At 64.3% G+C, this 22,534-nt stretch carries 17 protein-coding genes; 10 read left to right on the plus strand and 7 right to left on the minus strand.

Going from position 1 to position 22,534, the window contains the following annotated elements:
- The 10 genes from FVF58_RS41090 to FVF58_RS41130 all read left to right on the plus strand — a co-directional run.
- The coding region (locus tag FVF58_RS41090) for a transposase (RefSeq protein WP_188131102.1) at positions 1 to 235 on the plus strand (235 nt) is incomplete at its 5' end.
- A gap of 149 nt (positions 236 to 384) precedes the next feature.
- Positions 385 to 1,644, plus strand: coding sequence for an aminotransferase class I/II-fold pyridoxal phosphate-dependent enzyme (locus FVF58_RS41095; protein ID WP_149675367.1), 1,260 nt, complete (start codon positions 385 to 387; stop codon positions 1,642 to 1,644).
- Positions 1,641 to 2,504: an amino acid ABC transporter ATP-binding protein gene (locus tag FVF58_RS41100; protein WP_281291348.1), complete on the plus strand. Its 864-nt coding sequence runs from the start codon at positions 1,641 to 1,643 to the stop codon at positions 2,502 to 2,504. The genes FVF58_RS41095 and FVF58_RS41100 overlap by 4 nt, the downstream gene beginning before the upstream one ends.
- Before the next feature lie 44 nt (positions 2,505 to 2,548).
- A complete protein-coding gene (locus FVF58_RS41105; RefSeq protein ID WP_149675368.1) occupies positions 2,549 to 3,181 on the plus strand; it encodes a cysteine dioxygenase family protein in 633 nt (210 codons plus the stop codon).
- Positions 3,181 to 4,371 carry a cystathionine beta-lyase gene (gene metC, locus FVF58_RS41110; protein ID WP_149675369.1) on the plus strand — a complete coding sequence of 397 codons (1,191 nt, stop codon included), beginning with the start codon at positions 3,181 to 3,183 and terminating at the stop codon, positions 4,369 to 4,371. The genes FVF58_RS41105 and metC overlap by 1 nt, the downstream gene beginning before the upstream one ends.
- A gap of 39 nt (positions 4,372 to 4,410) precedes the next feature.
- Complete coding sequence (locus tag FVF58_RS41115) at positions 4,411 to 6,039, plus strand: rhodanese-like domain-containing protein (protein WP_149675370.1); 1,629 nt, start codon at positions 4,411 to 4,413, stop codon at positions 6,037 to 6,039.
- A 16-nt stretch (positions 6,040 to 6,055) separates the two neighbouring features.
- Positions 6,056 to 6,907 (plus strand): transporter substrate-binding domain-containing protein, encoded by an 852-nt coding sequence (locus FVF58_RS41120; RefSeq protein ID WP_149675371.1) that lies wholly within the window; start codon positions 6,056 to 6,058, stop codon positions 6,905 to 6,907.
- A gap of 3 nt (positions 6,908 to 6,910) precedes the next feature.
- Positions 6,911 to 8,344, plus strand: coding sequence for an NAD(P)-binding domain-containing protein (locus FVF58_RS41125; RefSeq protein ID WP_149675372.1), 1,434 nt, complete (start codon positions 6,911 to 6,913; stop codon positions 8,342 to 8,344).
- Positions 8,345 to 8,440: 96 nt separating this feature from the next.
- Positions 8,441 to 8,584 carry a hypothetical protein gene (locus tag FVF58_RS51925; RefSeq protein WP_188131103.1) on the plus strand — a complete coding sequence of 48 codons (144 nt, stop codon included), beginning with the start codon at positions 8,441 to 8,443 and terminating at the stop codon, positions 8,582 to 8,584.
- A gap of 99 nt (positions 8,585 to 8,683) precedes the next feature.
- Positions 8,684 to 10,357, plus strand: a complete 1,674-nt coding sequence (locus FVF58_RS41130) for a rhodanese-like domain-containing protein (protein WP_149675373.1) — start codon at positions 8,684 to 8,686, stop codon at positions 10,355 to 10,357.
- A gap of 576 nt (positions 10,358 to 10,933) precedes the next feature.
- Here FVF58_RS41130 and FVF58_RS41135 read toward each other — a convergent pair.
- The 7 genes from FVF58_RS41135 to FVF58_RS41165 form a co-directional block, all read right to left on the minus strand.
- Complete coding sequence (locus tag FVF58_RS41135; RefSeq protein ID WP_149675374.1) at positions 10,934 to 11,716, minus strand: hypothetical protein; 783 nt, start codon at positions 11,714 to 11,716, stop codon at positions 10,934 to 10,936.
- Positions 11,717 to 12,233: 517 nt separating this feature from the next.
- Positions 12,234 to 12,989 (minus strand): glycosyltransferase family 2 protein, encoded by a 756-nt coding sequence (locus FVF58_RS41140; RefSeq protein WP_149675375.1) that lies wholly within the window; start codon positions 12,987 to 12,989, stop codon positions 12,234 to 12,236.
- A 67-nt stretch (positions 12,990 to 13,056) separates the two neighbouring features.
- Positions 13,057 to 14,865: a murein transglycosylase A gene (gene mltA, locus FVF58_RS41145; protein WP_188131104.1), complete on the minus strand. Its 1,809-nt coding sequence runs from the start codon at positions 14,863 to 14,865 to the stop codon at positions 13,057 to 13,059.
- A 69-nt stretch (positions 14,866 to 14,934) separates the two neighbouring features.
- Positions 14,935 to 16,818: a serine/threonine protein kinase gene (locus tag FVF58_RS41150; protein WP_149675376.1), complete on the minus strand. Its 1,884-nt coding sequence runs from the start codon at positions 16,816 to 16,818 to the stop codon at positions 14,935 to 14,937.
- A complete protein-coding gene (gene tagF, locus FVF58_RS41155; protein ID WP_149675377.1) occupies positions 16,815 to 17,564 on the minus strand; it encodes a type VI secretion system-associated protein TagF in 750 nt (249 codons plus the stop codon). Before tagF ends, FVF58_RS41150 begins: the two co-directional genes overlap by 4 nt.
- Positions 17,561 to 21,184: a type VI secretion system membrane subunit TssM gene (gene tssM / locus FVF58_RS41160; RefSeq protein ID WP_149675378.1), complete on the minus strand. Its 3,624-nt coding sequence runs from the start codon at positions 21,182 to 21,184 to the stop codon at positions 17,561 to 17,563. The genes tagF and tssM overlap by 4 nt, the downstream gene beginning before the upstream one ends.
- Before the next feature lie 32 nt (positions 21,185 to 21,216).
- Positions 21,217 to 22,533 (minus strand): DotU family type VI secretion system protein, encoded by a 1,317-nt coding sequence (locus FVF58_RS41165; RefSeq protein WP_149675379.1) that lies wholly within the window; start codon positions 22,531 to 22,533, stop codon positions 21,217 to 21,219.
- Position 22,534: the final 1 nt, after the last annotated feature.

A 22,534-nucleotide genomic window follows, 5' to 3' on the forward strand; every position in this document is an offset into this window, starting at 1 on the left:
CGTCTCGATACATTACACCCCCACGTATTCGTCATGGTTGAACCAGGTCGAGAACTGGTTTGCCCGCATCCAGCGCGACGTCATCACGCGCGGGGTATTCACCAGCACCAGAGACCTCGACAAAAAGCTCATGCGCTATATCCGTCAATACAACAAGCAGGCTGCCCCGTTGAAATGGAAGTATTCCGATCCAGCTCGACGCATCCGGTGCAATTCATCCGGTTCAATGGACTAGTGCGCGATTTCTGGTCACATAGCAGATCGGTAGATAAGGTTTCGCGCATTCATTGGTTAGCGAACGTCGTATGTCTTCCTAGAATTGCCTGTCGCTGGTGGTGCGGATGGCGCTGCACCCACCGCCATGCATTTTCGAAAGGACAACGGATGACGAAACTGATTCTCTCGGAGCGTGCTGCCCGCATCGGCATCGCGCCCAACGCGGCGGCGAAGGCGCGCGCACAGGCGCTGGCGCAAAGCGGTCGCACTGTCGTCGATCTGACGTCTGGCGAACCGGACTTCGATACGCCCGCGTCGATCAAGCAGGCCGCGATCGCCGCGCTGGCGGCGGGCGACACGAAATACACGGCCCCTGCGGGCACGCTGGATCTGCGCAACGCCATCAGCGAGAAACTGGCGCGAGAAAACGGGCTTGCCTATCCGCCGCAGCAGATCATCGCGAGCAACGGCGGCAAGCATGTGATCTACAACGCGTTTGCCGCAACGCTTCGCACAGGCGACGAAGTGATCGTTCCGGCGCCTTTCTGGCAGTCGTTCCCAGCCATGGTCTCGAGCAACGACGGCACACCGGTGTTGCTGGCCGGTTTGCGCGAGGATGGCTACAAGCTGACGCCCGCGCGTCTCGAAGCGGCCATCACGCCGCGCACTCGCTGGCTCATTCTGAACACGCCGTCGAATCCGTCCGGCGCGGTGTATGACGCCAATGAACTCGCCGAACTGGCGAGCGTATTGCGCAGGTACCCGCACGTATGGGTCCTGCTCGACGAAATCTACGAACACATCCGTTTCGATGACGGCTCGCGCGAGCATCTGCTGACCCTTGCGCCCGATCTGGCGGATCGCACGCTGATCGTCAATGGCGGCTCGAAGCCGTTCGCGATGACAGGCTGGCGCATCGGTTACGGCGCCGGTCCCGCCGAGTTGATCGGCGCGATGACGATCGTCCAGTCGCAATCGACCTCCGCGCCTTCGTCGATCGGACAGGCCGCGCTCGCCGCCGCATTGCGCGGTGATCAGCGCTTTGTGCGGGAGTCGGTGGCGGCTTATCGCGAGCGGCGCGATCTGCTGCTCGACGCATTGCGCGACATCGACGGCCTGCACTACATCGCGCCGCAAGGGGCCTTTTTCGCCTTCGTCGATTGCAGCGCGCTGATCGGGTCGACTACCGTGAGCGGCAGCCGGATTCTCAGCGATGTCGATTTTGTCGAGTATCTGCTGTACGAGCACGGCCTTGCAGTCGTCGACGGTACGTCGTTCGGAGTCCCGCATCACATTCGCCTGTCGATCGTCGCCGGTCGTGACGAAATCGTGGAAGGCGCGCGGCGTCTTGCGGCGGCAGTCGCCGCGCTCGTGCGCAACGGCGCCGCCGAGAACACGCTCGACACACCCGTCACGGAGGCGGCATGAACCGTATCGCACTGAACGAGCATGCGGCGCTTGCAGCGGTGTCGCCAGCGCGCGGCGATGCGCCGGACGCCACCGGCGCACGTGAAAACGGCGTCCTGCTTTCGCTGCGCGACGTGCATCTGTCGTATGGCAGTACTCCGGTGCTCAAAGGCATCGATCTGTCGGTCCGGCGTGGCCACGCAGTGTCGATCATCGGACCGTCGGGCTCGGGCAAGTCCACGATCCTGCGCTGCATCAACGGTCTGATCGCGCCGCAGCGCGGCGAAATCCATGTCGACGGGATTGACGTGCGCGCTCAGAAAACCGACGCGCAACGCATCGCGCTGCGCAAGCGGATCGGCTTCGTATTCCAGCAGTACAACCTGTTTCCGCATCTGAGCGTGCTCGAGAATCTGACCATCGCGCCGATGCGTGTGCTCGGGCGCAGCCGCGCCGAGGCCGAAAGCGACGCGCATGCGCTGCTCGCGAAAGTGCGTCTTGCCGATAAGGCCCGCGCATATCCGGGCGCGTTGTCCGGCGGCCAGCAGCAGCGCGTGGCGATTGCCCGCACGCTGGCGATGCGGCCCGACCTGATCCTGTTCGACGAAGTCACGTCCGCGCTCGATCCGGAAACGGTGGGCGAAGTGCTGAACGTGATCGGCGAACTGGCCGACGAAGGCCAGACGTGCGTGCTGGTCACGCACGAAATGCGCTTTGCCGAAGACATCAGCGACGAAGTGTTCTTCACCGAAGGCGGCGTGATCCTCGAACACGGCCGCGCCGGGCAACTTTTCGGCAACCCGTCCAACGACAGGACTCGACTCTTCCTGCAGCGTGCGCGCGGCGAAGACCGGGCAGGCCGTCTGCCGCGCGGCTCCTGATGGCAGGCGTTTCATCCAACCATCCGTCTAATTTCCTCATTACCATGACGACTAGCACCAACGAAATCGCCGGCACCCTTGCCGCGCAACGAAAACACGCCGTCGACGCGCTGCTCGACGACGCGCGCCGGATCATCGCTGAACGGGGCGTGACGCGTCCTGCGCTAGATGCGCTCAGCGAGCGGCTGCTCGAACTCGCGACGCATCGCGAGCTGTTCGATGCCGCCGATTTTCCGCCGCCGCAGCCAGGCAGCGGCGACACTTCGACCCGCTATCGGCTCAATTCCGGCGAGGACGGCTTCGCGTTGTATCTGAACTCATTGCTGCCGGGCAAGACGACGATTCCGCATAACCACGATACGTGGGCGGTGATTGCGGCGATCGACGGCGCGGAACTCAACCGTATTTACCGGCGCACGGACGACGGCCGCGACCCGGATCGTGCGCAAGTCGAAGTGACGCATGAGGTGGTGGTGCGCCCCGGCGTGCCGATCGCGTTTCTGCCGGACGACATCCACAGCATTCATGTCGGCGGCGCCGAGCCGACGCTGCACTTTCACCTGTACGGCCGGCCGCTCGAAACATTGACGGGACGACTCGGCTTCGAAACGGATACGGGGCTTGTCGTGCGATACAACGCAACACACATGCAACGCGCCACCCAGGCGGTCGGCTGATGTCGGCGCGCGACGATAGATTGCAGACGCGGATTCTGCACGCCGGCTCGCCGCCGTTCGAACACGGCGCCGCACCGGTCAATGTGCCGGTCGTACGCACCAGCACGGTTCGCTTCGAGCGCGATGCGGATCGCTCTGCGTTGCATCACCGGCGCGAGGCGGGCGAAGCCGTCAGCACCTACGGGCGGCATGGCATGGCGACGCATCGCGCGCTCGAGGCGGCGATCGGCGAACTCGAAGGCGCGAGCGATGTGCTGCTCGCGCCGTCCGGACTGGCGGCGATTTCGCTGCTGTTCATCGCACTGCTGTCGCCGGGCGATCACGTGCTCGTGCAGGACAGCGTCTATGGTCCGGTGCGCGAACGCGTCGAGCCGCTGCTCACGCGGCTCGGCGTGTCGTTCAGCTATTTCAGCGCGAGCGATGGCGTGCCGGCGGCGCTGCTGCGACCCACCACGCGGCTCATCTATGCGGAGTCGCCGTCATCGTTCCTGTATGAAGTGATCGACTTGCCGGCGCTCGCGGCCTTCGCGCGCGAACACGGCGTGCTGCTCGTCACGGATAACACGTGGGGCGCGGGGCTGCTGTATCGGCCGCTCGCGCTCGGCGCGGACATTTCCGTGCAGGCGACGACCAAATATCTCGGCGGCCACTCGGATCTGATGCAAGGCGCGGTGTCGACGGCGAACCCGGAGCTTGCCCGTCGTCTGCGCGATACGCACGACGCGCTCGGCTTGAGCATAGGCGCCGACGATGCCTATCTGGCGCTGCGCGGCATACGCACGCTCGCCGTGCGGCTTGCGCAGCACGGCCGCCATGCGCTCGAAGTCGCGCGCTTTCTGCAAACCGAGAGTCGTGTCGTCGCACGGGTGTTCTATCCGGCGCTACCCGACGATCCCGGTCACGCGTTGTGGCAGCGCGATTTCACCGGCGCCAACGGACTCGTTTCGTTTGCGCTCCGTCACGCGCAAGCGGCTGACGCGAGCGCATTTATCGATGCACTGCGGCTGTTCGGTATTGGCGCTTCGTGGGGTGGTTATGAAAGCCTCGCGTTGATCGCGCCGGCCTCCCGTTTGCGTGAGCACGGCTATTGGCGCGGCGCTGAGCCCGTCGTGCGGCTGCATGTCGGCCTGGAAGATCCCGCTGATCTGATCGACGATCTCAGCCAGGCATTTCGCCGCGTACTCAAATAAACGCATCCACTTCCCATTTTTCTTGCCGACTGATTCCCGATGGCCGATATTTTTCCGCTGATTTCCGCGCCGACCGTGCGCGAATGGTTGAATGACAGGAGCGAGATCGCGCTTCTCGACGTGCGCGAAGCCGGCGAGTTCGGCGAAGGCCATCCGTTCTTCGCGATTCCGTTGCCGTATAGCCGGCTCGAACTCGATATCGAACGGCTGGCGCCGCGCCGCGACGTGCGCATCGTCCTGATCGACGGCGGCGCCCAGGACGAAGCGACGGCACGCCGCGCCGCACGCCGGCTGGATGCGCTTGGCTATACGCGTGTGTCCATCCTCGAAGGTGGCGTGCACGGCTGGCAGGCTGCGGGCTACACGCTGTTCAAAGGCGTGAACGTGCCGTCGAAAACCTTCGGCGAACTGGTCGAGCATGCTTGCGAGACGCCGCGCATATCGGCGGCTGAACTCGCGAAGCGGCAGAACGAGCGCGTGCCGCTCGTTCTGCTCGACGGCCGCACGGCCGAAGAGCACACGAAGATGACCATTCCCGGTGCCGTGAGCTGCCCGAACGGAGAATTGCCGTATCGCGTCGGCGCGCTCGCGGCTGATCCGCATACGCCGATCGTGGTGCACTGCGCCGGGCGCACGCGCAGCATCATCGGCGCACAGCTGTTGCGCAATCTGGGCGTGCCGAATCCGGTGATCGCGCTGGAGAACGGCACGCAGGGCTGGGCGCTCGCCGGCCTGACGCTGGAGCACGGCAGCACGCGCCATTATCCGGATGCCGTCGACGAGCGCACTGTTGCGGAAGCCCGCCGCCGTGCGGCCGCACTGGCCGCGCGCTTCTCGATTGCGACGCTGGATCAGCGCATCGCGCAGTCGTGGCTCGATGCAGCGGATCGCACGACGTATCTTCTCGACGTGCGATCCGCCGAGGAGTTCGCGCGTGACGGCGTGCCCGCCGCCGTCCATGCACCGGGCGGCCAACTGCTGCAAGCGACGGATCAGACCATCGGCGTGCGCCCCGCGCGCGTGCTGCTGGCCGATCACGACGGAGTGCGGGCGCCGGTCATCGCCACGTGGCTCGTGCAGATGGGTATCGAAGCCGCACTCGTCGCCGCGGAGGACGCCGCGGCGTTAGAGCGCTCCGCAGCGCGTGCCGATCAACATGCCGCGTCGAAACTCGATCTCATCGACGCACGCGGACTGCGCGAACTGAATGACGTGGACGTCCTGCACCTGGTCGATTTGCGTTCGAGTGCGGCTTATCGGAAGGGGCATCCTGCGGGCGCGCGCTGGTCGATCCGGCCACGGCTGCTCGAAACGCTTGCCACCGCTCGCGCGTCCGATCCGTTCGTGCTGTTCGCCGACAGCCCCGAGTTGGCTGCGTTGGCGGCGCTCGATTTGCGCGAGGCGGGCTTCACGTCGGTGTGGATCGCCGCGAACGGCATCGCCACATGGAGCGAAGCGGGCCTTCCGCTTGAAGCGTCACCCCATGTGCCTGCGGACAGCGAGCGTATCGATCATCTGTTTTTCGTGCACGACAGGCACGAAGGCAATCTCGATGCAGCACGCGCGTATCTCGCGTGGGAAACGGGGCTCATCGCCCAGTGCGCCCCGGATGAACTCGACCACTTTCGCATCGAAGCGAAGACGCCCGACGCGGCCTTCTCTCACTGACATCCATCATTCGTTCATGAAACTCCGCTTTCCGAAACGCCTGCGGCGCCTCGGCGTGCTCCTGTCGATCGCGCTCGCCAGCGGATCGTGGCTCGATGCGGCGCACGCCGACGCAACGCTCGACCGCGTCAAGGCCCGCGACACGCTGGTGGTCGGCGTCGTGCTCGACGGCACGTATGGCTCGCTCGATCCCGTGACGCGCAAGCCGGTCGGCTACAACGTCGAACTGGGCGAGAGCCTCGCCAGTCATCTCGGCGTGAAGTTCGAAGCCGTCGAAGTGACGCCGCCCAACCGTGTGCAATTCCTGCAACAGGGCAAGGTGGACGTGTTGATCGCCAGCATGCAGTACACGAAGGAGCGCGACGAAATTCTCAGCTATGTGCCGACGCCGTTCGAAGAGATAGGCGGCAGCGCGATGGTTCACAAGGGCTCCGGCATCCACGACTGGAAGGATCTGCGTGACAAGCCGGTGTGCGTATCGCAGGGCAGCAACTACACGAAGCCGTTGATCGAACAATACGGCGCGCAGGTCAAGGCGTTCAAGGGCATGCCCGAGGCGCTGCTCGCGTTGCGCGGCGGCACCTGCGTGGCGTCGGTGCACGTGACGCCGGGAATCCAGGCGCGGCTTGCAAGCAGCACCGGCGAGTGGAAAGACTACGAGTCGCCGATGACGACGCAACTGATTCCGTCGCCCTCGGTGATCTGGGTGCGCAAAGGCCAGACGGACACGGTCGCGGCGCTGGACCGGATCGTCAAGGACTGGCATCGCACCAGCTTTCTGATCGATGAAGGCAACAAGTGGCACATGCCGCCTTCGCAAAGACTGCTTGATCTGCACCGCCAATACGCCGCCAACAAGGAAAACTGATTGATGACACAGACTGCCCATTCCGACAACGAAGCGCGCCGCACACTTGAACTGCTGGGCCCCGCCCCCGAGAACTGGGTGCCGGAGCGGCCCGGCATCGATCACAACGTGTTCATTGTTGGCGGCGGCCAGACAGGTTGCGCGTTCGCGTTTGCACTGCGACGGGCCGGCATCGGCCGCGTCAGCGTGATCGATGCCGCGGCCGACGCGTCGAAGGCCGGCGTGTGGCTCAACCGCGCGCGAATGAACAAGCTGCGCACGCCGAAATCGCTGGTCGGACCGGAAGGCGGCCTACCGGGGCTAGGCTTCCAGGCGTGGTATGAAGCGCGATTTGGCGCAGCGTCGTATCGCGAGATCGATCGCATCCCGCGTGAACGGTGGGCCGACTATCTGGCGTGGTACCGCGAATTCCTCGCGATTCCGATTCGCTACGCGACGCGCCTCGTGAGGATCGAACCGGTCGACGGGCATTTCCGGCTGCATCTCGAAGTGAACGGTAGCGCGCGTGTCGAGACGGCCCGGAAAGTGTTGTTGTGCAATGGCGTCGCGGGTAACGGCGGCGCGTTCGTGCCGCGTGAGTTGGCGCGATTGCCGGCGTCGCTGGTTGCTCATACGTCGCAGGCCATCGACTTCGCCGCGTTGCGCGGCAAATCGGTCGCGGTGCTCGGCGGCGCGGCGTCCGCATTCGACGCCGCGGCGACCGCGCTCGAAGCGGGCGCGGCCAATGTGCATCTGTTCGTGCGCCGTGCGACGTTGGCGGCTGTGCCGGTTTCCCGCGCGCGTGCTTATCCTGGCGCGTACGACAACTACTTCGATCTGCCCGACGCATTGCGGTGGGCACAAGCGCTGCGCTTCAAACGCTCGGGGTCGGCGGCGCCGCTGGATTCCATCGAGCGTGTCACGCGGTTTCCGAATTTCCATTTGCATCTCAACGCGCAATGGGGGGCCGCGCGTGAGGCCGCCGGGCACATTGCGGCCGAGGTGTCGGGCGAAACATTCGAATTCGACTTCGCGATTGCAGGCACCGGCTATTTCATCGATCCGTCGGCGCGGCCGGAACTTGCCGATTTCGCCTCGCAGATCCGGCTGTGGCGCGATCAGTACACGCCCCCGGCGCACGACAGCGATGAGGGGCTCGGCGCGCATCCCTATCTTGGCTCGGCGCTGGAGTATCTGGAGAAGGTGGCGGGGCGGGCGCCTTATCTGAAGGACATTCACGTCTACAATCCGGCCGGTTTCGTCAGTGCCGGAGTTCCGGTCGGTGACGTGCCCAGCATGAAGCGCGACATTCCCGCGGTGGTCCGGCGCATCAGCCGCGATCTGTTTCTCGCCGATCTGGCTTCACATACAGAGCGCCTCGCGGCGTATGTTGCTGCTGACTTCAACGAGTCCGCCTATGCGTCGAGTGTCTGGCAGCGCGAGGCTTCCAGCGCCTGAGGCGACGCGTAAGAAGCTAACGCTCTCGGTCTTCGTTCAGCACGCAAGCCGAGGTCGCGGCCGGGGATGCTTTGCTTCCCGCCGCCGACGTGAAGATTGCGCATCAAGCCACGTTCGCCCCAGATCTACCTCACGACGATGATTGCCGGCGTCCTGCGCCGTATCGCGAAGGATGCGGTGCAACTCGTCCGGCGGCGCGAGCGCAACGACCTCCCGCGCGGTGACAGCGCGTCGCGCTGACGATCCGCTGCTTCAGGAAACCGTGGGCGAATTGCAGAGTGCGGCCTTCTTCTCACTGTGACTACCTGTTCCATTTCGTTACGTTCCATCGGACCACCAATGACCCATCCCACCCGTTCTCTGATTGCACCGTCCGCGTTGCGCGCAGCGCTCGCCGACCGACGTGAGCTCGCGATCCTCGATGTCCGCGAGGAAGGGGTATCGGCGCGCCGCCGACTCTTCTATTCATCCATTGCGCCTGTCGGTCGTCTCGGCCTTCTTGTCGGTCAGCTCGTCCCGCGATTCGACACGCCGATCGTCCTGGTCGACGAAGCGGGCGAGTATGCGCCGCGTGCCGCGGCACTGCTCGCTCGCTTCGGCTATACGGACGTCTCGGTTCTCGAAGGGGGCGTTAGCGGCTGGGAGGCCGCCGGTTTCGAAGTGTTCAGCGGGACCAACGTGCCCGGCAAGGCATTTGGCGAGGTGATCGAACATCGGCTGGATACACCCAACGTCGATGCATTAACGCTCAAGCGACTGAAGGACGCCGGTGAAGATCTGGTCGTACTCGACAGTCGTCCGTTCCCGGAATACCGGACCATGAACATCCCCGGCGGTGTCGAATGCGCGGGTGCCGAACTGGTCTATCGGGCTCTTGCGGCCGCACCGTCGCCCGATACGTTGATCGTTGTGAATTGCGCAGGTCGAACGCGCAGCATCCTCGGCGCGCAGTCCCTCGTCAATGCCGGTATTCCAAACCCTGTTGTCGCGCTGACGGGTGGGTCGATGTCATGGCTGCTCGAAGGCCTCGAACTGGAGCGCGGCCAGATCCGCACGGCCCCACGGCCCGATGAGGCCGTTCTCGGCAACGCGCGCGTCCTTGCGCAACGAGCTGCGGCCAAAGCGGGCGTGGTTGAGATCGACCGTGCCACGCTCGCCCGATTCGAAAGCGAAGCGAACGCGCAGACGCTGTACCGTTTCGATGTGCGTGGTCCTCTTGAATACGAAGCGGGCCATCGCCCCGGCTGGCGCTCGGCGCCTGGCGGGCAACTGGTGCAGGCGACCGATGAATACGTGGGTACGCTGCATGCCCGCGTGGTGCTTGCCGACGATGACGGCGTGCGTGCCCGCATGACCGCCTCGTGGCTCGTACAGCTCGGCTATCTCCAGGTGTTCGTGCTTGCCGATGACGAGCCTGCCGTGGCGTTCGAAACAGGACCTGCACCGTCGGTGATATTCCGCACGCCAGGCCGTCCGCAGTGGATAGAAGCGGACCAGCTTGCGCAGGCGCTGGAAGCCGGCAGGGCACAGGTGGTCGATGTGGACAGCAGTCTTGCTTTCCGCCGCGCACATATCGCCGGGGCGCGCTTCGTTGCGGCGAGCGCGCTAGAAGATCTGCTGGACCGGATTGTCGAGCCGTCGCGGCAACTCGCGCTCACTTCCAGCGATGGCGTACTCGCAGGTCTGCTCGCCAACCAGTTGAGCGAGCGGCGGCCTGGCGTAGCGGCGTTGCTCGGTGGCACGCAGCGCTGGCTCGCACTCGGCCTGCCGCAAGCCACGGGCGACGACGGCAACCTGACCGGCGACGACGACGCATGGTACAGCCCGTATCACTATGCACCGGAGCAGGCTGCACAGCAGATGAAGGCGTACCTCGCCTGGGAGTTGCAGCTCGTCGAGCAACTGGAGCGGGATGGCATCGCGTCGATCAACGTGATCGATTTCGGCACGCCGACGCGTGCCCGCAGCGAAGAACGGCTCACGGTGCTGAGTCATATCCGCTCGCTGGCTTGACCGGTCTTCTCCTTGCATTGGGATAGAAGCACGAGTGCGCCCGGGACTACTGCATCTGAACACCAACGTCACCGGGCGCATGGTTATGTCGAGTATTGCTCGCGCGTGCATCGCGTGCTACATGCACATCGTCACCGCGTTTGGTGCAATTCAATGACGAACATCGCGGTCAGCCTCAATGATTCTGTTTGATAATTCCGTCACGTTGATCCATGCTTCGGCACGGAGGCCGTCAATATTCAACCACGCCAAACACCAACGTGCTCTCGTCGATTTTCTGAACGTCCAGACAGGGCAACCGTAGCAAGCTAAATTGCGCCATATCCCGTCGGGCAGTGTTAAGCAAGCCTGATAAGTTCGTATCTCCGAAGAACAGCATGCCGCAGATGTCGATATCAGGCTTGCAAAATCCCGCTCAGTCGTCCGCGTGGACCCGCATATGGTGCCCACAGATCGCTTGAATGTCTCTCGCGCTCAGCTGTTCACCCGACAAAGTGTTTGATCGTCGACTCACCAATAAACCACGATTGCACAGGCAAACCACCACCCCCTCCGACATCAAACGCCCCCCGCAATTCACCCAAAGCAATTCTGCTCGCTCGACTCGGCCCCAAGCAGACTGAGAATCAGCAAGATAACGGTCCGGTTCTCCATTGCTATCTTGATCCCGACTACTTCACTCAACCACCTGCCAATTTTGGTCTCGGCAAAATCTGCTGGACGCGCTGACTTTTTTAGCGTGACACCGAGCTTCACCGCTCGATAGTGATATGAAGGCACTCGATGGCGCGCCGCTATTCCCGACAGCCCACCTTTGCAACCTGAACACCATCCCAGCGAACCTGCCAGCACGACTCTCTCGTGATTGTCGAGGCTATGGATGAACTCTCGCGCAAGATGACGCACACGGGGTTCGTTGAGTCCATATTGCATCAATACGGATTCAACCGGATCGTCGAGGGCCCGCGCGTGTTCGTCCACTTCCTGTCCGATCCCATCGATCTCTATGGACACGTCGTGCTGATGGCGGGCACTTCGCAAGCAATCAATCAGATAGCGCCTGAAGTAAGCGCAGACTGCATAGTTGCTTGACGGCGCGCTCTCGGCACAGGCATTCGAATAGGTATGTCCGGGTTCAAGGCGAAACACCTTCGCATAGATGAATTGTGCAACCAGTTCTTCCTTGTCTTCCCTGAGTGATTGCAATTCGAGCGGGTGGTAAGGGCGCAACGCGCCGATCACGAGGCTATACATCATGGCCATTTCCTCGCCCGAAAGATGCGTACGTCTGCGCCACAAATCCGAAAGAATGGATGTCTCCTGCCCTCGTCCCATTGCACTTCTTGCTGTTATTTCCATGACAAGTCTCCTCGCAGGTCTCATGGAAGTTATGAGAGAAGTATTGTCGTAAGAGACGGCTTTTTCCAGATGAATCAGCGGATAGTTTCAAAAAGAGTTGCGGCGACGCAAATGCGATTAGCCACAGCTTAGCCAGAGGACGAGCTTGAGAAACACATTGACGAATGTTGACGGGGTGATCGAACTGTCTGCGAACAGAGCGGCACCGATGAAGTCACAGGTCGATTCGCTTTTCCGTCCATCGCCACAAGATCGGCTGCTGGTTTTCGTGTGGCGAGCGGTAATGCCTGGTCGTGGCGCGTGGCAGAGGCGGCCTGGTCAAAGCGCACGATGAGTCGCTGTTGATCGGTCCGGTAGTCGCCTGTCCCTCTATTGCGACGCTAGCGAATATCCGCCCCTTGTTTTAGCAAGCAGTGCCCGAAGCTCTTTTTGCAACGTCCTCCACGCAATACGCTTTGGGTAGTCCGTGTGGATGCAAAGGGTCGGCCGCGAACGCGCCGGTGCAAACCGCCCACACCTAATTGACGCTGCCGCGCAACGTCAGCGCTCGCAAGTATTGCCCAGCGACTTCCGATGCACCGTAGTGCACCACCGTCTGATCGACGAGCGCCCAGATTGTGCAGCCGCCGAGTCGCGCGCGACGGCAGAAGGAAAGATCCTCCGACAGGTACGCGCCGTATTCCTCGATCGCGTCGAAGAAGCCATAAAAGTTACCGCCGGGGACGATCGATCTATATTGTTCCGGCGGTCCAAAACGCGTCGCGAAAGGCATCGCCGAAGCGAATGCGTCGCGCTGGACGAGCAGAATGCCGGTGCCGATATGTTCGGCTTCGACAAAGCCGTTGACGACCTGGGCCTGGCCATCCTGATTCCTTTTGATCTGCACGGTATAGTCGGCGTGTTTTTCCAGCCAGTCACGCATCGAGAGGCCGTTGTCCGTCGGGTCGATCCGCCGGTTCAGGTCGACGCGTCGGTATGGGTACGCGACGCCGGCGACGCTCCTGTTAGCCATGAGCAGTTTCACCACTGCTTCCGCAGGAAAGTGCATGTCGGCGTCGAGAAACAGGAGGTGAGTAAATTTTTCGTGCTCCATAAAATAGTTCGCAAAGAGATTGCGGGCACGGGTGATGTGAGACGAGCCGACATGCATCATCTGATATTGCGCGCCGGCTTCGGTCAGGGCTCGCGTCGTGTTGACGAGTGAAAACGCGAAGTTGATGTGCACTTCGTCGCGGTAGGTCGGCAAGGCAATCAGGACGTTGTGTTGACCCATTTGAGGTGTGCTCCGAAGTTCACGCGAGAGGGGACAAGCCTGCGCGACCCGTCGCCGACAGTCAGCATTACTGCCCGCTCTCGACGCACAGGTCGGGGTCGTTCACGACGCAATCGAGCGTTGGCGCGACCGCTGCGCCGCGCACGCGTACACGTGACTCCTTGGCGGCGATCTTGAGTCCGTTGGGCAGCAATACCCACATTTGCGCGGGTTGCCGGGTTTTGCTGGCCTGTACCTGCGCCTGAGGTCCGGAGCCAAAAAAGAAGTCGACGCGCACCGCGCCGCGTATCGCGCCGCCCGCATCCTGCGCCATCAGAAGGCGCGTGATCGGTGGAGCGCCCGGTGGCGTGTCGGCAGTGCTGACGAACACGGGTGCGCCGAGCGGCGTCGTGCGCGGATCGATTGCGGCCGAGCGTCCTGCCGAAAGTGGTACGCCAAGCGCGCCGATGGGACCGTTTGCCGAATCGGGAATCGTTCTAAAAAACACGTAGCTCGGGTCTGATGTCGCGAACAGGTAGTTGATGGGCTTGCCCGACAGCGCTTGACCACTGCCAGGGTCCGCTGGTACCTGTGCGGATTGCTGGACCTGCGGGGCGTTCGGTTGGCCCGCACTGCCGGACATACTTGCGCGCGCCGGGTGGACCGCGGGTTTGGCCCCCTGGACGAGATTGAAGCCGCGCAGAAGCGGTGAAGTCGCTCCATCATCGGCGGCACTCACGCCCGTGTCGTCCGTTGCGGCAGCGTTCGGGTTCCCGCTCGCGCCCGCATTGCGCAGCAGCGGCGATTGCGGCACATCGTCTGCCTGGACGCCGCCACCGGCCGACGCATCCGCATTCACCGCGCCTTCTTCCAGGTCGATCTCGACGCCGCGCACGAGAATCTTACGTCCCTTCGTGCTCGCGTTCGCGATGGGAGGATTGAATGCGAAGCCATTCTGCTCGGCATAGGCCAGCCGCAGAATCGATCCGTCAGGCAGGCGGATCCGTCCGGCCCCCTGCAGTTGCATCGAATAGAGCATGGCGGGGTCCTCGACATACGCGAGGACCGGCGCATTCAAGTAACCGCGCTCGATCTCGGCGCGCGAATAGTACGGCACGATGCGGTTGCCGGCCTGCCGCAGGCGAAGCTTCTTGTCGCGAATGTCGGGCACGCTGTTGCCTAATTGCAGCGCATAGACTCCTTTCAGATTTCCGCTCGACACTGAGGAGAGCGGAATGACGTTGCGCTCTTCGATGCGCGCGGCGATCGCCGAATCCCGCGCGCCCGATGGCAGGCGTCGCTGATCGAGAAACAACATATCGCGGGGCACGCCATAAACCGGGTACACATAGGGCCCGCCACGCTTGCGGCTGCCGTTGAGTGTCGGTTCGTAGTAGCCGGTGAGCAAGCCGCTGGCGCTCTTGTCGACGTTGCGGATTTGATAGACGGTGAAATTCTTCTCGAAGAAGCGCCGCACCGACGCGGCGTTCCGTGCATCGACGCTGCGCGCAGCGGTGCAGGGCGCGGACCAGCCCGGCTTGCCGGCTAGCACCGCGCAACTGCGCTTGAACGCCTCCCACGACTGCTCGACGTCGTCGCTGCCCCAGCCAGGCAAGTCGGTGAAACGCACGGGTTGATAGATCGCGTTACGCGTCGCGAAGGCCGAAGCGGTGCCCGCGAGTTCCGACGACGGCGTGCCCCCGAGCGGGTACGCGACGCCGGCGTCAGCACCGACGGCGGGCGTCAGTTGCGATGACGCATTCACATCGGCCCGGGTCCCCGCGCCCTCCCGGGAGTCCTGCCCGGCCGTCTGCGGCGGCTGGGAGCTGCTGCAGCCGATCAGTGCCGCGCACAGCATGCCGGCGAGCGCGGCATGGCAGGTCCGTGTGGTAACCATGATTGTCCTCGTCCTGCGGCGATCCGTTTCGCGTCCGGGCCAGCCGCGCCCGCGCCTGAGACAGTCCCGCTACTTAGACGATTTCACGACATCGATTTTGAAGGTGGCTGCCCCATACTGTTGCGGACACGGCGAGTTCGCTTCGCTGCATTGGGCCGTACCGGCGAACGGCGACGAAGTCGGGGTGCGCTTCGCGGCGGCGGCTTGCTGTGCGGAGCGCGGCAAGCTCGCAAACACGGACTCGTGCGTCAGGCCGAGCTCGGAAAAGTCACGCGGTGCAAGCGAGACGATCGCGACGAAATGATTCTCCCCAAGCGGTTCTCCCGCGAGCATCGGCCAGGTGGGACGCGGCAAAACGAGCCGCTTGCCGGCTGCGATCCGGTTGTCGCGGTCAAGCTCGTTGGGAAAAAGCTGCAAGTACTGATCGGCGGGATCCACCACGAACACATAAACATAACCAGCGTGGCTACTCGTCAGCGAGAAGCGGAGTTTGTCGCGGTTGACCACCGCGCGCGGCACCGGGAGATCGACCTTGACCTGGATTGCAGGGTCGGCGAGACCCGCGAGGCGGACGAGTTCGGCGGGTGCGGTGAAGGGCGGCAAAGAGGGTAACGGTGCAGATTGTGGCGACGCGTTGGACGATGTCGATGGGTTCTCCGCCGCGCCGCTCGCCACGGGCGGCTCGACGCGAGTCGCCGACGCTGCTTCCGGCATAGCCAACGGAGCCGCTTTCGATGCGCCGGGCGCGACTGCCGATTGCGCGGGGCCACGGGCAGGGTTCGGTGCGCGCTCGTACAACAACCACGTTCCGACGCCCGCAGCCGCGAGCATCACGGCGGCCACGCCGAACCACACGACGCGCCGACTTGACGAAGCCGGCCGCAAATCGTCCCCGGAGCGGGAGGACATTCCGGTCTGTTCGGGGCGTCGTCCGGTGTGCGGCGGCGATCCCTCTGGCGTGATGCCGAGTTCGTCGGCGAACTGCCGCGCGGTCTGCGGCCGGTCGGCGGGCATCACGGCGAGCGCGTGATCGACGGCGCGCAAAAAGCGCCCCGAGTATCGTCCGGCAGCGAGCTTTTCGAGCGGTTGGTAGTTGTCGCTCACCATGCGTCCGACCGCAGGCGGCGGCGTCCTGCCGACGATCGCGAAGTACACGACCGCCGCGAGCGCATATTGATCGCTCCACGCGCCCTGCTTCAGAGACGGCACCTCGGCGTACTGTTCGATCGGCGCATAGCCCGGTTTGAGGATCACGGTGAGGGCCTGCGTCATGTCGCCGATGACGCGGCGTGCCGCGCCGAAATCCAGCAGCACGGGACGCCCGCTGTCTTCGAGCAGGATGATGTTGTCGGGCGCGATGTCCCGGTGATAGCAATTCGACGTATGCAGTACCGTGAGCGCGTCGAGCAACGGCGCGAGAAGGGTGGCCAGCCAGCGCTCGTCGGGCGGCTTACCGATGGCCTTGAGCGCCTCCTTGAGCGTCGCGCCCTTGTAGTACGGCATGACCATGTACGCGGTGCCATTCGCCTCCCAGAAGCGATACACCTTGACGAGCGAGTGATGATCGAACTGCGCGAGAATGCGCGCTTCGTTAATGAAGCTCTTCAAACCCGCGCGGAACGTGCCCTCGTGCCGCTCGGACTTCACCTGCACCTCAGTGGCGCTCACCCGCGAGGCGAGTGCCGAAGGCATGTACTCCTTCAGCGCGACGTGCCGCCCGAGTGATGTGTCGTAGGCGAGATAGACGATGCCGAAGCCGCCTTCGCCTATCAGGCCGACGATTTCGAATTCGCCGAGTCGCGTGCCGGGCGGCAAGGTGTTGTGTCCGCCGGCTGCCGCCGTCGCTGCCGAAGACGGATTTGCGCTTGCCCGCGCGACGTTGACGATGACCGTTCTGTCGCTCTCAGGCGGCGGTTGGCCGGGAATGTCCGGGACGTTGCCAGGCTCGGTCATGGTTCTCGATTCAGCAGCATGTTGGTGAAGAGCTCGTTGTCTGGCATTCCGCAGCTTGGCCAGATCGTGAATTTGTGCTCCGCCGGTTCACCCTCCAGCTCTTCGTGCGCGCGTTGCTCGGTGCTCCAGAGGCTCAAGCCATGAATTCCGGTTTGCCAGACCGGTGCGAGCTGTTTTGCCAGTTGCCCGGAGAACTCGGCGCAAGACGACGCAGTCCACGGTGTACTCAAGAGAGGCGCCGACTGTTCGCAGCCCACCATGGTGGGTATCGGCAAGGCGGCGAGTTGCGCGTCGAACCGCTCGATCGTGTAATCGAAATCGAGTGCGGCGAGCGCCACCTTCTCGATCTCGCCGAGCCATTGCCAGATCGCGTCGATCTCGCTGCCGGTCGCCGGTGCACGGGGTAGGGCTGCGGCAATCGTGAGCGGAAAATGCCGCCCGACGCGGTCGACCGATGCCATCAATACGCCGGTCCAGCACTCACGCAGTTCAAGGGCGATCGCGCCCGGCATGGCGAAGAAGTGCCACACCGGGCAGGTGAGATAAACGGAGAGCCAGCGCTCGCCCAGTCGCAATTTCGTTTCGGCAAGACGTTCGCAAAGCCACGAGTCCCACTCGTCGACGAACGCGCTGGAGAGGCGGCGCGTGGCGAAGTCGCCAAGCGACGGCAGCTTGCCGTACCAGCCGGCGACGGCGGCTTCGGTAACGCTAGCCGGTGAGGGCTCAGGCTCAAGCGCGTCGTTCATAGCTGCGCCGGACAGGAGAAGGCGTGCAGGTCGGCGAGGCGGAACGGATTCTCCACGCTGTTCGCCGTGACCTCGAAGCGCGCTTTGCGCCCCTCCACATTGAAGGTCACGAAGAAGCGCTCCGGCTGGGACGTGGGCTCGATATCCAACTGGTCGAACATGCGAAACAGAGCCCATGGCCCCTCGAACATGAGGTTGCCCGCTGCGCTCGTCGGCGGTGGCGTCAGTTGCAGGCTCACACGTCCGCTGCCGCGCGTGCCGGGCCACTGAATGGTCGTCGCGACCTGCGGGCCATGCGCATAGGTCAGTACCTGTCCGTCCACATCGAGCGAGAGCTGCAGGATCGATGCATCCATCTCCACCGGCTTGAACTGCAACGTCAGCGACGGCGCCTTGCCTCCAGCGTGAAAAAAAACGTCGCGTATCGTTGCGGCTCGCTGGAATTGCGCGAGGCCGGCCGGATTGATCTGCACCTGTGAATCGTCGACCTTCTTGAAGGCCCACGGCTTGGTGGACATGTCGACCTCGGCCGCGAGGTTCTTCTGGAAGAAATTGTCGAACTTGCCGCCGGGGGCGAAGAGTGCGCCGAAGTCTTCAGGCAGCACGTCGCTAGTCGACGATTGTTTGAACGGGTAGCGTCCGGTCACGGCGCGATTGCAGAACGCGGAGATCGACTCCTTCAGGTCGGCGGAGAGATTCGCGCGACGCGCGTCCTGCGTCTCGACCGCGCCAGCGCTACCGAGATCGACGAGCGCCGCGCGGATCGGCTCGGGCATTCGTTCCGCCTGCGCTCGCAGCTTCGACGGCACGTCGGAGGCGGGTGGCGCGGTTTTCTGCTGCAGCGCCTGATCGGTGGCGTTCAAGTACACGTACATATCGTTGATCAGCCCGATGGTCTGCGTGATCGGAGGAGGCTGTCCGTCACCGGGACTGGCCACCAGCGCACGCAGGCCCGTGAAGCGGTCGTCGACGATGCTCTCCAGGCGGTTGCCCGATGCCACGGGCGCGATCTTCGTCGGGTCGGGCTCGCCGATGATCTTCATCAGCTTGTCGCGCGCAGCGGTGAGTTTGTCATTGGCCTTGTCGACCACGCTTGCTTCTCCCGCGGGCTTCGCGCCGAGCGTGGTCTCGCGTGATGCGGCGCGTGCGAGCGCCGCGAGCGGAGAGTCCGGCGCGGAAAGAATGCGCGCGATCTGCACGGCCTGCGGGAGCGTCGTCGCCCGGATAATGCGGATGTCGTCGAGAAACGCGCTCCAGATGCGCGCGTAATCTTGCAGGTAGAGCAGGCGCACGTCTTCAGTCAGCCGCTGCATGGCGGCCGGATCACCGCGTGGCAGGCCGCTCTGGTCGCGAATGCCGAGCACCCACGGCTCCTCCAACGCCAGTTGCAAAGCGACCTGGTCGATCGCCTTGAGGAACGCCTGGTGATAGCCGTCGAAGGAGTAGAGGCCCGGCACTCCCTGCGTGAGCGGCGCGCCGCTCGCGCGCACGAACACGATCGGCGCGTTCGGGCCGCCCGCGCGCGCCACGGTGAACTCGGGAAAGTCCGCGCCCACCCCCTGCTGCTTGAGTCGTCCGTAGACCCGCTGTGCCAGCGGATTCGACGCGAGCATGGTGCGCAACTGCCTGACGACGCTTTCATCGAATGGCAGGTTCGAATGCACCGCTCCGCGCGCGAGCAGCGCGTCGAGATGAGCGCTCAACGCCGCGCGCTCGTCGTTGCCGACCTCGCGCGGCAAGGTGCGGTCCCAGTCGGTCACTATCCAGGCCTTGAGGGCGTCGGCATCCTGATGCTCGGGTTCGTTGAGCATCAGATAGGCCTTTAGCGCTTCGTAGGCGTAACCCGTGTTGGCCGCGTTCGCGCTGCGCGCCTGTTCCTCGATCCGTGCCGCGAGCTTCGGCAAAAACAGGTCGTTCAGCAGACGCTGATAGGCAAGGTCAGATGCGGCGTCGAGCTTGCGTCCTTGCCACAGTCCCCATTGCATCGAGAGCGGCGGGCGCCGTGCATCGACCTGCGCGGTCGTTGCAAGATTGCGCACCGAGGATAGCAACGGCAGCAGCGCCACCAGACTCGCATTCGCGGAGGTCGTGCCTGCCGCGGTGGCCTGCGCCGCGCGTGCGGCCTGATCGACGCTTGCCACATAGGCGCGATTGCGCAAGTAGCTCGTGCCCCAGAGCGTCAGCGCGCCAGCCGCGGCGACCGTGATGGCTGCGTAGGCGGCCAGCCGCCGCAGATGCCGTCGCCGTGCCCACTTGAGATTCGAACCGGCCAGCCCCTGCTCGGCGAACACGACCTCGCTGAGCAGCTTCTCGATGAAGAAGCTGCGCCCGCTTGCCTGGCGTGGCGGCGGCACGCTGCGCTCGACGCCGAACGCGCGCGCAAGCGATCCCATCACGCGGTCGATGGGCGTTCCCTCCTGCGTGCCGCTAGTGAAATAGACGCCGCGCACGAACGGGGCATCGTCGTGACGCGACTGGACAAAGGTCGCACGCAGGAATTCCGCGAGGACGGGCTTGAGCGCTGAGAACTGCTGCGGAAAACCGAAGATGGCCGCGCGCTGCGGCAAGCCCGTTTCCGCGTGGAGCCGCTCGGGCATGCGCGCGACAAGCCGCGCTTCCAGCGCGTCGAGTTCCTCGACGATGCGCGCATCGAACGTCTTCGCGGCATCGGGTGCGCCGGGTTGATAAGGCAGCGTGAAGCCGAAGACTTGCTCGCGCTCCTCCTTGGTCATGTCGGCGAAAAATTCGGCGAAGCCGGCGAGCAGATCGACCTTGGTCACCAGCACGTAGATCGGAAAGCGTGCGCCGAACTGCTCGGTCAACTCGCGAACGCGGGCGCGCAGCGCGGCGCCCATCTCCTCGAGGCTCGCGGGTGTCGAGCACAGTAGGTCGGACACGCTCACCGTGAGCAGCACGCCGTTGATCGGCTGGCGCGGTCGCGTTTTCTTGAGCAAGCCGAGAAAACCCTGCCACGCCGCACGGTCCGCCTCGCGATCGCTTTCGTGCGTCGTGTAACGGCCCGCCGTATCGATCAGCACGGCTTCCTCGGTGAACCACCAGTCGCAATTCCGCGTGCCGCCGATACCCTTGATCCGATCCGTCCCGAAGCGGTCCGCGAGTGGAAAGCGCAAGCCGGAATGGATCAGCGCGGTGGTCTTGCCGGAGCCGGGCGCGCCTATGAACATGTACCACGGCAACTGATACAGATACTGCCGGGACGAAAGCGCGAGCCAGTCGCGCCAGCCTGGTTTCCTGCCCGATGCGGTGACGCGTGCCTGGCGCAGGATCGCAAGCGCTTCTTCGAAGCGTTCGTTCAGTGTCGCAACCTCGGCGGCGCCTGGCGCGGCCGGTGCCTCTGGCGCCGGTGCGGTGTGCGCGGCGAGCCCGTCGGTGAGCGCTGCCTGAGTATGTTTCGCGCGCCACGCCGCGAATAGCCTCCGCAAGATCACCAGCAGTACGACGCAGCCGATCGCGATGAAACGCGCGGTCTCCGATTCGAGCGGGTAGGTGCGTGCGATCGAGATGAGCGGACCAACGAGCCAGATGACGCCCGCGATCAGCAGCACGCCCACGATCAGCAGCAGGATCGGATGGAACACGATCGACAGGATTTTCTTCATGTCGAGATCCGCTGTCGTTGGCTATAGCCGGGTCACGCGCCGGGCTTCGCGAATAGCGTGACTTCCACGCGTCGGTTGAGCGCCCGGCCGGCAGGCGTGTCGTTGGGCGCGACCGGGTCGGCGTCTCCCTTGCCTTCGGCCTTCAGTCGGGCGGGCGCGACGGTCGCCGCGAGCAGGTCGCGCACGTTCGCGGCGCGGTCCTGCGACAGTTCCCAGTTCGACGGATAACGCGCCGAACGGATCGGCTGATCGTCAGTGTGGCCGGTGACGAGCACGTTGCCAGGCACTGCGTTGAGCGCCGCGGCGATGCGCTGGATCAGCGGCTTCACCCGCTCGGAGACGGCCGCGCTGCCGGCCTTGAAGATGCCGTCGCCGCGAATCGTGATGACCGAGCGATCGACCTGATCGCTCACCGTGACAAGACCATCGCGGATTTCCGGCGCGAGGAACTCGGCAAGCCTGGGTTTTGCGGCAGGCGTAATGACGATTGGGCGGGTCGCGCCCGCGCGGATCGATGCGATCGTATCGAATGCGGGGTCCGACAGGCGCCCCAGGTTGAAGCTCATCGAGAGATAAGCCACGGCGAGCACCAGCAGCGCGAAAGCGCCCACCACCCAGACGGGCAGCATTTCGGTAACCCGGTTGCGCGCCGCCGCGACGCCGCGCCAATGAGGCGACAGGGCGCGCTCCGGTTCACCGCGCTCCTTGCGGATCAACTCATGGAGGCGTTCGCGCACCGCGTCGAGTTTCTGGCGGCCTTCGCCCGAGATGCGATAGCGGCCCTCGAAACCGAGCGCCAGCACGACGTTCATCAGTTCGAGCAACTGCAGGTGTTGCGCCGGTTTTTGCGCGAGCCGCGCGAGCAGCTGGAACACCTTCTCGCCGCCCCACGTCTCGTTGTGAAACGTGACGAGAAGACTCTGGCGCGCCCAGACGCCGGCGCCCCACGGCGTACCCGATGCCGCCTCGTCGAGCATGGTGCAGATGATGTAGCGCGCCGCCGTGACATGCTCCGTGACGACACCGCTGGCGCGCGCCTGGGCCTCGAAGCGGCGGATGCCGCGCGCGAGCGCGTCGCGCAGCGCGCTAGAGTCGGCGCAGGAGGTCATCGCGCGAATCTGCGCGGCGACACGCAGCAGTGGCGCGCACGCGGCGACGAGCGGATTCAGCGAGCTGCCTTGCACCGATGCGGCGAAAACGGCATCGAGCGTGGGCTCCGCGCCACCGCTTCCGGGCGCGTCGGTCGGCAACGCCGTGGCGGCTCCGTCCGGACGCCGGCGCGCGCCCGGGTTCGGCTTGATCATGGTCTGATCGGACTCGAAGCCTGCAAACGGATCGTCGCTCGTCATG

It is taken from the genome of Paraburkholderia panacisoli, from assembly GCF_008369935.1.
GTDB lineage: Bacteria > Pseudomonadota > Gammaproteobacteria > Burkholderiales > Burkholderiaceae > Paraburkholderia > Paraburkholderia panacisoli.